Source organism: Dolichospermum heterosporum TAC447, assembly GCF_024584745.1.
GTDB classification, from domain to species: domain Bacteria; phylum Cyanobacteriota; class Cyanobacteriia; order Cyanobacteriales; family Nostocaceae; genus Dolichospermum; species Dolichospermum heterosporum.
Window position 1 is genome coordinate 1,783,988 of sequence record NZ_CP099464.1, and the last position, 12,484, is coordinate 1,796,471.

10 protein-coding genes, 1 tRNA gene and 2 pseudogenes are annotated in these 12,484 nt (G+C 40.6%); 8 read left to right on the plus strand and 5 right to left on the minus strand.

Annotated elements, in window-relative coordinates:
• The first annotated feature begins 211 nt into the window (after positions 1-211).
• Positions 212-1,054, plus strand: coding sequence for a tetratricopeptide repeat protein (locus tag NG743_RS08080; protein ID WP_027404085.1), 843 nt, complete (start codon positions 212-214; stop codon positions 1,052-1,054).
• Positions 1,055-1,063: 9 nt separating this feature from the next.
• On the opposite strand, the pseudogene NG743_RS08085 reads toward NG743_RS08080, so the two are convergent.
• The 5 genes and pseudogenes from NG743_RS08085 to glpX all read right to left on the minus strand — a co-directional run.
• Positions 1,064-1,549, minus strand: a pseudogene (locus NG743_RS08085) (sodium:solute symporter family transporter); the annotation flags it as partial.
• A gap of 202 nt (positions 1,550-1,751) precedes the next feature.
• Positions 1,752-2,276 (minus strand): annotated as a pseudogene (locus NG743_RS08090) (sodium:solute symporter family transporter); the annotation flags it as partial.
• Between the two features lie 9 nt (positions 2,277-2,285).
• On the minus strand, positions 2,286-2,537 hold the full coding sequence (locus NG743_RS08095; RefSeq protein ID WP_027404082.1) for a DUF4212 domain-containing protein: 252 nt from the start codon (positions 2,535-2,537) through the stop codon (positions 2,286-2,288).
• Positions 2,538-2,780: 243 nt separating this feature from the next.
• Positions 2,781-4,067: a glutamyl-tRNA reductase gene (locus NG743_RS08100; protein ID WP_027404081.1), complete on the minus strand. Its 1,287-nt coding sequence runs from the start codon at positions 4,065-4,067 to the stop codon at positions 2,781-2,783.
• Between the two features lie 396 nt (positions 4,068-4,463).
• Entirely contained in the window at positions 4,464-5,501 is a 1,038-nt protein-coding gene (glpX, locus tag NG743_RS08105) for a class II fructose-bisphosphatase (RefSeq protein ID WP_190383015.1), read from the minus strand.
• A gap of 262 nt (positions 5,502-5,763) precedes the next feature.
• On the opposite strand from glpX, the gene NG743_RS08110 reads away from it, so the two are divergent.
• The 7 genes from NG743_RS08110 to NG743_RS08140 all read left to right on the plus strand — a co-directional run bounded on the left by NG743_RS08110 (position 5,764) and on the right by NG743_RS08140 (position 11,333).
• Positions 5,764-6,321, plus strand: a complete 558-nt coding sequence (locus tag NG743_RS08110; RefSeq protein ID WP_027404079.1) for a hypothetical protein — start codon at positions 5,764-5,766, stop codon at positions 6,319-6,321.
• 78 nt (positions 6,322-6,399) lie between these two features.
• On the plus strand, positions 6,400-7,041 hold the full coding sequence (locus tag NG743_RS08115; RefSeq protein ID WP_027404078.1) for a DUF3318 domain-containing protein: 642 nt from the start codon (positions 6,400-6,402) through the stop codon (positions 7,039-7,041).
• Between the two features lie 745 nt (positions 7,042-7,786).
• Positions 7,787-8,836 (plus strand): sugar transferase, encoded by a 1,050-nt coding sequence (locus NG743_RS08120; protein ID WP_027404077.1) that lies wholly within the window; start codon positions 7,787-7,789, stop codon positions 8,834-8,836.
• A gap of 337 nt (positions 8,837-9,173) precedes the next feature.
• Positions 9,174-9,611: a ribosome silencing factor gene (gene rsfS, locus NG743_RS08125; RefSeq protein WP_027404076.1), complete on the plus strand. Its 438-nt coding sequence runs from the start codon at positions 9,174-9,176 to the stop codon at positions 9,609-9,611.
• Positions 9,612-9,616: 5 nt separating this feature from the next.
• A complete protein-coding gene (locus tag NG743_RS08130) occupies positions 9,617-10,117 on the plus strand; it encodes a CGLD27 family protein (protein WP_027404075.1) in 501 nt (166 codons plus the stop codon).
• A 125-nt stretch (positions 10,118-10,242) separates the two neighbouring features.
• Complete coding sequence (locus NG743_RS08135; RefSeq protein WP_193962506.1) at positions 10,243-11,196, plus strand: asparaginase; 954 nt, start codon at positions 10,243-10,245, stop codon at positions 11,194-11,196.
• 60 nt (positions 11,197-11,256) lie between these two features.
• A tRNA-Met gene (locus tag NG743_RS08140) sits at positions 11,257-11,333 on the plus strand.
• Positions 11,334-12,484 lie beyond the last annotated feature (1,151 nt).

Below are 12,484 nucleotides of genomic sequence, written 5' to 3' on the forward strand. Positions count from 1 at the left end.
CTAGTAATAATCTAAATCTAGATAGTAAGGATTTTATTTTTAATATTTACTAATATGCGGTGATTGGCTAGATAAATTTATTGATTAATTCTCAATAACTTCAGGGAATTTTATAATTTGAATTGAATATTAATCAAAAAGCAAACATATTCCAGAAGTAAGTAATTTAGTGAATGATTTACTCCCAGTAAGATGGCATTTTTGGTAAATTATGAAATGGCAGTTATTGACACAAAAACAGCGAGGAGTAAACAGGGCATTCACTATAGCAATGTTTACAATTTTCAGTGGTATTATTTGCGTTTCTTGCAGTAATAATCAAGATGTTTTGGTAACAGAAAGGGGAGCAAGTACCCCCAATCCCCAGATAGGGAGAACATCTAAAGCTGGGGAATTTTATGTTCAGGGACAAACTCAACATCTTAAAGGTAATTCCCAAGCGGCTATTGCTGCCTATAGTAAATCTATTAGTCTTAATCCTGAGTATGCACCAGCATTTAAGGGGCGGGGATTAGTTTATTTTGATACTGGTAATAAAGAGGGAGCGATCGCGGATTATAATCAGGCATTGCGTCTCAAGCCCAAGGATGCGGAAGCATACAATAATCGTGCTAATGCTTTTGCTTCTATCGGAGATTATAGAAGAGCGCTTGCGGATTATAATCAAGCAATTAGCATTGCACCAAAATCTGCCGAGGTTTACAATAATCGAGGTAATGCCCGTGCTAACCAAGGTGATAAGAACGGGGCGTTAGAGGACTATACTCAAGCGATTCGGATTGATCAAGAATATGCTGTAGCCTATAATAATCGGGGTAATGCTTATGCTGCAAGAGGAGAACAGCAAAAAGCAATCTCCGATTATAATGAAGCCGTTCGCATTAATCCTAATTTTGGTGTTGCTTTTAATAATCGCGGTAACGCCTATGCTGCAATTGGCGATAAACGGGGCGCATTAAAAGATTTACAACGGGCAGCAGCTATTTTTGACAAACAAGGAAATAAGGACTTATATCAACAAGCAATGAAGAATATTGAGGAATTGGGTAAGTAATTCTGTCATCTATTCTTCAATAATTGGGGTGCGTAAATCCTCTACCAAAGCCTGAATTTCTGCGGGTGGTGGTGGTGTAAGCCGAGAAACTGTGAGGGTGACAATAAAGTTAATAATCATCCCTAAAGTGCCAATTCCTTCAGCAGAAACGCCAAAAAACCAAGGTGTCATACCGAAAAATTTTACGCCGACAATGTAAATAACTGTAAATATCAAACCTGCTAACATTCCGGCAATTGCACCTTCAGAATTGGTGCGTTTATCAAAAATTCCCAGAAATATTACCGGGAAAAAACTTGCAGCCGCTAAACCAAAGGCAAAAGCTACCACTTCACTCACAAATCCTGGTGGATTTACACCAAAATATCCAGCGAGAACAATGGCGAAACCAACAACAACTCGCCCTACAAATACCCGTTTTTTTTCTGAAGCTTGGGAATCAAAAATGCGATAATAAACATCGTGAGCGACAGAACTAGAAATTACTAATAATAATCAATACACAATACTGGGCTACTTGTGTCCTGGTAATGCCTAGTGTGTTAATTCTGTGAATCCTTTACCCGTAAGACTTCATGCAAGTTCCGTGTCAGAAATATTTGCGGATTTAAGGTTTCAGGCTTTCAGGGATTCTTTTTTCTATCACACTTTCTGCATGAAGGAAATTTCTGGTTTGTCTGTCAAAATTAACACACTAGGTAATGCCTTTCATTCCTCCCAAAACTGAGAAAAAGCCGACAATGATCATGCCCATGATGACACCAGTATTCACGTCTACTTGTAAAAAGCGACTGAAGACAATTCCCACACCCCGCATTTGTCCAGCGACGTAGGTGAGAGAAATGAAAATAGCTGCAACTACCGCCACCAAACGAGCTATATTGGAGTAATAGCGATCGCCTACAAAATCAGGGACTGTATATTTACCAAATTTCCGTAAATAGGGTGCTAATAATAATGCTAGTAAAACATATCCACCAGTCCAACCCATCAAATAAATAGAACCGTCATATCCCAAAAACGAAATCAACCCGGCCATAGAAATAAAGGAAGCCGCAGACATCCAATCAGCCGCAGTGGCAGCACCATTAGCAATTGCGGGTATTCCCTGACCGGCAATAAAAAAGTCTTTAGTATTTTCTACTCGTGATTGCCAACCAATGTAAATGTAAAGTACAAAAGAGAGGCCAACTAATATAATCGTCCAAAGTTCAACCGACATTGTTTATCCTCACTTCTTATTGTACTTCTGGTCTAATTTATCCATTCGGAAAGCATAAATAAAAATTAATACCACAAAAACCAAAATTGATCCTTGTTGCGCCATCCAAAAACCAAAGGGAACACCAAAAAACCGAATTACATTTAACTGTTGAACCAGCAATATACTAAAAACCACGGAGACTAAAGCCCAAACAATTAAAAGATTTCTAATTAAGTTCGTATTAGCACGCCAATAAGCGCGACGCTGATTTTCTTCCATTTTTCTTTGATGATCATTGCATCACAGATGATATCACCAAGACCAGATAATACTGCATTATTTGAATAATTTTTTGTAAAGTTTTATATAGTTGATAAGTAGCTAGTACCGTACTGCGTAAGTGAATGAACCATTTTCAATCGTCAAAAAGCTTACTCAATAAAGCCAACTTAAAATTAAACCCCCAGTAAAACAGGGAACAATCCCAGGAATGGCATAACATTTCCCTGTTTCTTGATAATTTCAGCTAAACTGTTCCTCAGCGTCCAAATTAAACAACATTTGCAGAGTTTGCATACATCGTCTTCTAGCTTCCACATCTTGCTGGGCGCGTAATTGCACCATCGGATCATGCAAAATCTTATTTACTATTCCTCTTGTCAAAGCCTCAATTACCTCTTGATGCTTTTCGCCAAATTCTGAACCCAAACGAGATAAAGCCTTTTCTAATTCCTGTTCGCGGATAGTTTCTATTTTATTGCGTAAAGAACTAATAGTAGATACAGTTTCTAAACTCCGCCACCAAATATCAAAAGCTTCAACTTCTTCATCTAAAATCTTCTCAGCTTCCTGTGCCATTTGGCGGCGGCTTTCATGATTTTGCGCCACAACTGCTTTCAAATCATCAACATTAAAAGCCTTGACATTCGGCAAATCATTCACATCTGCATCCACATTCCGGGGGACAGAAATATCAAATATCATCAATTTTTGACTGGGTTCTAACACTGTTTCTAACTTCACCCGATCTAAAATGGGTTCAGTTGAAGACGTGCTAGTAAATACCATGTCACTAGCGGCAATAACTGTCATTATTTCTGGCAGCAAATGGATTTGAATAGGTTGTTCTGGGAACAACTTTGCTAATTCTTCAGCCCTGCCGCGGGAACGATTAACAATACTAATTTGAGTTGCACCTTTAGAAATCAGGTGTTGTACAAGTAACCGGGACATTTTCCCAGCACCGAGAATAGACACACGATTTGTAGATAAATTTTCTACTTTCATCTGTGCCAATTCTACAGCAGCCGAACTGATAGAAACCGCACCAGTCCCAATACTGGTTTCGGTGCGAACCCGTTTACCCGCTGTTAAAGCTTGTTTAAATAAGCGATTTAAAATGGTTTTGATGCCATTAAATTGTTGTCCCAGTTTGTGGGTATTTTTAACTTGAGCGAGAATTTGACCTTCACCCAAAACCAGACTATCCAAACCACCAGCAACCCTTAAAATATGGGTGACGGCATCAACATGGAGCAACATAAATAGATGATGCCGTAAAGACATAATCGGCAGCTTGCTATGTTCAGAAAGAAACTGAGTCACTTCATGAATACCCTGGGTAGTCTCCTGGCTAACAATATAAATTTCTAAGCGGTTACAAGTGCTGAGAATAGCAACTTCATCAACATGAGGATAACTGAGAAGTTGGGCGATCGCTCTTTCGATTTGAGGTTCAGGAATACTTAATTTTTCTCTAACTTCGACTGGGGCTGTTTTATGGCTTAACCCCACCACTGCAATATTCATTTCTTAAATAGATAATTGGTTAGGTGTCAGTTGTTCGTTGTCAGTTGTCAGTTGTCAATTGTCAGTTGTTAGTAGACTATCAAGAACTGATTGACGGATATAAATTTACCAAAAACTATAAAACACAAAGTTTTTAGATTTTTACAACCTGTCAACAGATTTTGGATTAACTCCACCAAACAAGTGTGGAGATTGAGGATTTTAGATTGGCGTTAGCGAAGCGTACGCAGCGCAGCGAGTATTTTTGATTAATTCCGCCCTGGAGGGGCGGGTAACCTGTACCGAAAATTCCCAATCCAAAATCTAAAATCCAAAATCTGAGATTTTTCGGTCAAATTTACTTTGACAGACCACTAATAACAAGGGACTAATGACCACTGACTACTGACTTAATTACTAACGCAGTTGGATATTCTTAGGTTCGTCCGACAAGTGAACTGTATCCACAAACCGAGCGGTTTTGGATTGACTAGAAATAACCAAGCTTTGGGTTCTAGCACCACCGTGGAAGAAGCGCACACCATCCATCAAAGTTCCAGGAGTAATACCGCAACCAGCAAATAGCACTGTTTCACCAGAAGCTAATTCATTAGCGTTATAAACTCTGTCTCCGTCAGTAATACCCATTTCATTTAAACGGGCTAGATTACCTTCTCTGCTTTCGCCAATCAAGCCAGTTTGGACAACTTCTGGATCATAGATTAATTGTCCTTGGAAGTGTCCACCTAAGCAGCGTAAAGCCGCAGCAGAAATTACACCTTCGGGTGCAGCACCAATACCCATCAAAGCATGAATATTAGTACCAGAGAAAGCGCAACAGATAGCAGCAGAAACGTCACCATCACTGATCAGTCTAACTCTTGCGCCAGCGGTGCGGATTTCTTGAATGAGTTCTTTGTGACGGGGACGATCCATCACTACTACTACCAATTCTTCCACAGCCCGGTTTAAGCACTCAGAAAGAATTTTCAGGTTTTCTGTAGCAGACTTATTGATATCAACATGACCTCTAGCGGCCGCTGGTGCTGCGAGTTTCTTCATGTAGAAGTCAGGAGCAGCAAATAAACCGCCCTTTTCAGAAATTGCCAAAACTGCCATTGAGCCATTTTGACCATAAGCAACTAGGTTAGTACCTTCGCAAGGGTCAACAGCAATATCAATTTCTACAAGCTCATTAACATTACAGAAATTTGCCGCATCAGGTCTGGTGCAAATACCAACTTCTTCGCCAATGTAAAGCATGGGAGCTTCGTCCCGTTCGCCTTCACCGATAACGATGCGACCACGCATATGGATTTTGTTCATCCGTTCGCGCATCGCTTCCACTGCTACTTGGTCAGCAATGTTCTTTTCGCCCTTACCCATCCACTTAGAAGAAGCGATCGCCGCTTGCTCAACCACTTCTATAATCTCTAACCCAAGTGTATTTTCCACGAGTATCCCCTTTAAATTACTTGTCTTAGCGTCGTTTTCTTAGCTATTTCAGTTTTTAAGTTTACCAAAGTGCGGATACATATTAGAAAAAGTCTGGAATACCAACTATGTTAAGTTTTGCAACTAAGGCAACTCCGACTGTATCAATACAAATGTATTAATGCAGTTGAGGCAGAAATTACAGCAATAATTGAGTAAATGCGCCTAGCGGGTTAAAATAGATTTGGTGACAGCCTCTTGTACTGTTCCTTACGAGGCTTTTATGGCAGCAAATCTCAAACAAATAGCCAAGTATCTAGATAATCTTGGTTGGGACTACCGTATTGATGAAAAAGAAGACCGGATTATTACAGGTGTTGAAGCGGAAAATATCGAAGATTTTCTGATAGTTGTCCAACTGGACGAGGAAGGAAAATTTTTTCGGCTGTTTGCACCCCAAGTTTTAGCGGAAGTAAAAGACCATCCCCATAAAGATGCTATCCTCCAGACGATGCTGGCTATTTCCTGGGAAACCAAAATGCTGCAATGGGAATATGATCCATCCGATGGTGAAATCCGCGCTATCATCGAATTTCCCCTGGAAGACTCCATGCTCACCGAGAGACAATTTAACCGTTGTCTGAGCGGATTAATCCAAATTGTGGATACCATTGCCCTACCGCGTTTGCAAGAGGTAATGGAAACAGGAGAAGATCCGGGAAATTTAGACTTAGGAGAAAGATTATTGTTGAGTATTCAAGAACAAGCTCCTGGATTATTAGAACTCCTAGAAAAAGCTATGGAAGCGCGGAAAAAGCGCGGTAGTTTTGCCGATGATTAAGGCGGATAACTACTGAAATCGCTAGACTGCAAAGTGATAACCTGATCATATACTGAAATTTTGTAAGGCTGGATTTTTATGACATCCTATGCAACCTCCTCTGCTAAAGCAGAAATGAGTGAACTCCGGCGGTTAAAAAGCCTATTACCCCCAGAATTGCAAAGTTGGGTAACAGTTGAAGGCACAATAGAAGTTAATCCATCCCTGATTCGTTGTGAAGAAATTGGCAAAGACCAAGTAGAAATTCAAATTGACTTGGTCAAGTGGGATGCTCTCGCAATGGATCAGCGCAATTTGCTGTTTTGGCACGAAGTTGCTCGCATTCAAAATGACACAATTCCCAAAGATGGTTGGGAAATGGCAGCACTAGCTATTGGTTTAGGTGGTGCTGTAGGTGAGTTATGGGTACAAGATGGATTATTGCTAGTATTAGCTTTGGCACTTTGTGGTGTGTCCGGTTGGCGATTATATCAAAAAAATAATGGTGGTAAACAAGTTAAAGAATTGCTAGATGCAGACGAAAAAGCGATCGCTCTAGCAACCCGCTTTGGCTATAGTTTACCTAACGCCTATAAAAGTCTTGGTAGTGCCTTAAAAACTTTGGTGGAAAACACTCCTAGCAAACGTCAGCGTTCTCGATATGAAGCCAGACTTTCTGCTCTCAAACGGAGCGCCAACAAAGCTAAAACTAAATCGAGGAATGAGGATTCTAGTCTTTGACACTCTCAGCGGCTTTAGCCACTGAGCTTTACGCTTACCGGATATTCCTGTAAAATCTTCATAGCTAGTACCGCAAAACGAAAGTCAAAAGTCAAAGGTCAAAAGTAATATTGAGCAAGCTTTTTGACGATTGAGAATGGTTGGTTCATTTACGCCCTGCGGTACCAGTGGCTTGGGTGTTGTCCACCAAGCATATAGATTTATATTCCTGACTTCTTCACGCCATATTAAAACTTTATCAAACTTTCTTATTTCGCTCATCAAAAATTTTTAAATAATCTAATCGCTGCAATATTTTATAATTTAGAAAGTCACAGATTACAAAAATACCGGAATCCCATCATTGACCTTCGCAACTAATAAAACTGCCCATTCTAACTTTTGAACAACTGTACTTTGGAAGACAATTATTTTTACAAATACCTCTAATTTAGTGTTAGAGACATTTGTAAAATACATTGAGGAAATCAAAAATCTCTAGGGGCAGGGTTTTCATACTCTTGATTGTATCACAGCCGATTTCTTTTCCTTTTGGGGAAATTCTAAATACCTACATACGGAGTTTAAATAAATCCGACATATTCACAACAGCAAAAACTTTGTAAATCGCTGTTATTGTGAAGCTTGATTGATGATATTTTCTCTAATCGTTAAAAATCTATCAACTTGTGATTCATCAGACAGATTAAAGGTAAGGTTAATTGTTTTTCTAAAGCAAAATAACGTTGAGAAAATTAGATTATATATGGCAACTAAAGTCCAGAGTTTTATGAGTAGCCAACCCATATCAGTAGATTTTTTAGTGACTTATTTAGAAGACGCAGCAATCTTGGAAGTTCCAGTCAGGTTAACCGTGCTGGAAGCTGTCAATTTTAAACAAACTTGCCAAAACTTAATTCAAGCGGATGTCCCACCTGGGCAAATTTTTATTGATTTTCAAAATACTACTTTTATGGACAGTAGTGGTTTAGGTTCTTTAGTCAGTAACTTTAAAAATTCTCAAGAAAAGGGAATTAAAGTAACATTGCGTCATGTGACACCCCAAGTCATGGCAGTTTTAAATCTGACGGGACTAGATCAGGTATTTCCCATTGAGTCTCTTCATGACCTCACATTAATAGCAACAGGTGATTTAACAGATACCAGAAAAAATAATTCTCGCAAAGTAGATCCACTTCCCCAAACTCATAACTCCGTAGCATCTTGGATGAAACGGGCTATTGATATTGTGGGATCATTGGTGGGATTAATAATTACATCTGTTTTATTTATTCCCATAGCGATCGCCATTCAAATTGATGATCCCGGTCCGATTTTATTTCAGCAAACCCGTTGTGGCTGGATGGGTAAGCGGTTTGCAATTTGGAAATTTCGCTCTATGTGTGTAGATGCCGAAGCCAGAAAATCCCAAATCAAAAACCAAGCCGAAGGTGCTTTCTTTAAAAACGACAATGATCCCCGAATTACTAAAGTAGGTAAATTTTTACGCCGTACCAGTCTCGATGAACTACCTCAATTTTGGAATGTTCTCAAAGGGGAAATGAGTTTAGTCGGGACTCGACCACCTACACCTGATGAAGTAGAACGCTACGAAGTCCCAGAATGGCAACGTTTGGACGTTAAACCTGGCATGACTGGGGAATGGCAGGTTAACGGTCGCTCTAAAGTGCGGAGTTTTGAAGATGTGATTCGTTTAGATTTACAGTATCAGCAAAATTGGACTTTAGTTTACGATTTAAAGTTAATTTTCAAAACCATTGCCATTTTGTTTAATAAAAACAGTGGGGCTGTTTAGATTATCTACTCCTAAACTAAATTTACAAATTTATCTATGTAATTTACCCAAGTCATCAATCGGCTTGGGCTTATTTTTATGAAAGGGAACAGGAAGCAACAGAGAACAGGAAAACTCAGCCGCTTCCAAGGGGCAGTGTTGCCACCAATCTAGAAAAATATGGCTTTGCAGCTAATTTGTCTCTTTTTTTCCGCCTTCCCCGTTCCCCTTGTTCAGAAAGTAATCAACTGTAGAATATGTTACTATTTAGAGAAAACCTATTCATACAATTGCAGTTCAGATATTTGTAAGCAAGTTGAATAAGTATTTGCTTCCATGAAAACATACATGAGGTTTAATGACTGAATCTTTAAGAGGGAATTTCCCATTGACAAAAAACGCTGTGAGCAAACCTAAAACTGACACAGAAGCTACAAGCAAAAATTTAGCTTTAACCATTGCTGAGGCGGCTTTAGACCGCAAGGCTGTAGAAATCGTCCTGCTTGATGTGGCAGAAATTTCTTACCTGTCCGATTACTTTGTGATGATGACTGGTTACTCTAAAGTACAAGTAAGAGCGATCGCTGACGCAATTGCCGGACAAGTAGAAATTGACTGGCAACGACGACCCCTCAGAACCGAAGGAAAAGCCGAGGGAACTTGGGTACTCCAAGATTATGGTGATGTTATCGTCCATATCATGATGCCAAGGGAACGGGAGTTTTATAATTTAGAAGCGTTCTGGGGACACGCGGAACGTATTCCACTACCAAACTCCGATAATGTTGGGGGTTAACCAATATGATGCGATCCTCTCTAGCGAATTGCCCAGTTCCTACGGAACAACAACCGCTGAATGAGTACGAAGAGCTAAAAAATGCTTGGCTATTTCGAGATAGTACCCTAAGTTGGGGTAACTACACCAAAAAAATGTTTTGGATTTGGGCTTGGTCTTGGTTAATAGCCGGACCTGTGGCAGCAGCCAGCTTTCCTCCCCAAAAGCAGATTTTTAATTTTCTTCTTTGTGGATCTGGTGCTGCTAGTGTAACTGTAGTGCTAGTATTGGTACGGTTATATTTAGGTTGGTTCTATGTGCGCGATCGCCTTTACAGTCCCACCGTATTTTATGAAGAATCTGGTTGGTACGACGGACAAACCTGGACAAAACCCCAAGAAGTCATGAGCCGCGATCGCCTAATTGTTACCTACGAAATCAAACCCATTTTCCAACGCTTGCAAATTACCTTTGCCGCCTTGGCTCTAATGTATCTTATTGGTACTATAGTTTGGCATTTCTTGTAAATACTTATTAGTCATTAGTCATTAGTCATTAGTAAAACAACGGACAACCGACAACTGACCACTGACCACTGACCACTGACAACTGACCACTGACCACTGACAATTCACAAAATAGATATAAACCCATGACAATGGGAAAACGAACTCAAGCCGCAGCACTGGAAGTCCGGTTGCTGCGTGAAGGTATTATCGAATCTCGGCATATAGTCCAGGCTGTAGTTAGTGATGACCGGGGACGGGTACTTTCCGTTGCTGGTAACGCTGAAACCGCCGCATTTGTCCGTTCTGCCCTCAAACCATTTCAAGCCCTGGCTGTCACCAGCACAGGCACAATGGAACGCTATGGTTTGAGCGATCGAGACTTAGCAATCATCACCAGTTCCCACAAAGGCAGCATGGAACAGGTGAGACAGGTATTTAACATTCTGTGGCGGGCAGATATTGACATCAATTCCCTGCATTGCCCAATCCCTAAAGATAAACGTAGTTCTCTAGAATATAACTGCTCTGGTAAACACGCGGGAATGTTAGCTGTTTGTCAGCAACGCCATTGGCCATTAACTAACTATTTGGATCGTAAACACCCAGTCCAACAGTTAATTATCACCAAAATAGCAGAATTGCTGCGAATGCCAGCGGAAGAATTTCTCACCGCCCATGATGACTGTGGCGCACCCACATATCTAATGCAACTCAGTCAAATGGCATCCTTGTATGCCATCTTAGCCTCCAGTAATAATGTAGACATGGAACGTATTGTCCGCGCCATGAATCATCACCCCACAATGATAGCAGGTGAAGGGGAATTTGATACAGAATTGATGCGTCTAACTCCTGGTGAACTGGTTAGTAAATCTGGGGCAGAAGGAGTACAGTGTATAGGCAGACTTGGTGAAGGCATGGGATTAGCTATTAAAGTCATGGATGGCTCAAAACGCGCTAAATATGCCGTAGCTATTCACATCCTTCAGCAAATGGGTTGGATTACTCCCAGCGTTGCCCAAAGCCTGTCTGAGAAATTTATGAACCTGGGGAAATACAAGCGTTTGGAAGTAATTGGAGAATTATCGCTTTTGTAGTTGACAAACTTTTGACTTCGCGCTATATTAAAGGAGTCGAGAGAAAAGCGACACAAGCGACGCGGGATAGAGCAGCCTGGTAGCTCGTCGGGCTCATAACCCGAAGGTCAGTGGTTCAAATCCACTTCCCGCCACCAAATTAGAAAATGAATCCCTGTAATCTCCCAAGGTTGCAGGGACTTATTTTATGAAAAAAGGAGTCAGGAGTATCTCGTTTCCAGTCTCCGACCAGGAATGCTATCAAGAGGCTCTGCCCCCACTATACCTTGAAGGCCATTGGTGTCAACTTAAGTTAGAAATGGCTTATCCGTTTGCTTCCACACCCGTCCAGAAATGATAGCGTGGCGTGGCTTTAGGGACTTACAATTAAAAAAATACCCAAAAATTTCTTGTGGTGCGGGACGAATTGCCCGCTAATCATCAAGGACAGGCAGGATGCCCATCCCACAAAATTGGGTAATTTATTTTTGGTGTTCCCTTAGCCATATTTCAGGGCTAATAGCCAAAGTATAGTGACGTACTCGACACACTCCCTTTCAGGTGAGTGTGGGCTTCTCAGTGACTCCTCTATGAGGACATTAACTGAGCTTTAAGACCGTGCGCCCCACGGTTCTTTGGTTTTGAGATTTGTTTTTTGTTTTGTAGGCTGCATTTGGAGCATTTAATTGGACTACACCTACTTTTTTATAATAACATAAAATCAATATTTTGTTCGTTTCGTCGCTGTAGCCTTCTTTGTTTTCGCTACGCTCAAATACAATTTGGGCTACGCAACTCAACTCACGCGCATTCATCCCACGCTCCTAAGAGTGAGACGTGGGGCTTCTGCTGATTAAGCTAAACACGGGTGAGATTTAAACTTTTGCCAAATGACAAAGAACCCAGATGTGTAGGGGTAAAGCAAAAGCTTATTGGTGTCAACTTAACGTAAAACATCTATCCCGCAAAGAACTCAACTCGTCTCATTCCCAATCTCTGACTGAGAATGAATTCTAGAAGGCTCTGCCTTCAATGATATTAGAGGCAGAGCCTCATCAACTGCATTCCTAGTCAGAGACTAGGAACGAGATGTGGTAGGGATTTGAGCTTAAGTTGAAACGAATGAAGCTCTTGCTCTACCCCTACAAATCTAATTTTGTCGTGATTTTATATAGGGTTTGCTGAAAAAGTTGTCTGTGAGGGCAGGGAACAGTTTTAACTGTCTGGATATCCTCAATTTTCCAAATCTGAGAAAGAAAAATGCACCTATTTTGAGACACCATTAGCCAAAACCTTGCACTTTTTTGTG

Excerpts from the sequence above, each read along its gene's own strand:
- NG743_RS08135 (WP_193962506.1), top strand. The coding sequence starts at position 10,243 with ATGACAATGGGAAAACGAACTCAAGCCGCAGCACTGGAAGTCCGGTTG.
- NG743_RS08130 (WP_027404075.1), top strand. The coding sequence starts at position 9,617 with ATGATGCGATCCTCTCTAGCGAATTGCCCAGTTCCTACGGAACAACAA.
- NG743_RS08110 (WP_027404079.1), top strand. The coding sequence starts at position 5,764 with ATGGCAGCAAATCTCAAACAAATAGCCAAGTATCTAGATAATCTTGGT.
- rsfS (WP_027404076.1), top strand. The coding sequence starts at position 9,174 with ATGACTGAATCTTTAAGAGGGAATTTCCCATTGACAAAAAACGCTGTG.
- NG743_RS08100 (WP_027404081.1), bottom strand. The coding sequence starts at position 4,067 with ATGAATATTGCAGTGGTGGGGTTAAGCCATAAAACAGCCCCAGTCGAA.
- NG743_RS08120 (WP_027404077.1), top strand. The coding sequence starts at position 7,787 with ATGGCAACTAAAGTCCAGAGTTTTATGAGTAGCCAACCCATATCAGTA.
- NG743_RS08080 (WP_027404085.1), top strand. The coding sequence starts at position 212 with ATGAAATGGCAGTTATTGACACAAAAACAGCGAGGAGTAAACAGGGCA.
- NG743_RS08115 (WP_027404078.1), top strand. The coding sequence starts at position 6,400 with ATGACATCCTATGCAACCTCCTCTGCTAAAGCAGAAATGAGTGAACTC.
- NG743_RS08095 (WP_027404082.1), bottom strand. The coding sequence starts at position 2,537 with ATGGAAGAAAATCAGCGTCGCGCTTATTGGCGTGCTAATACGAACTTA.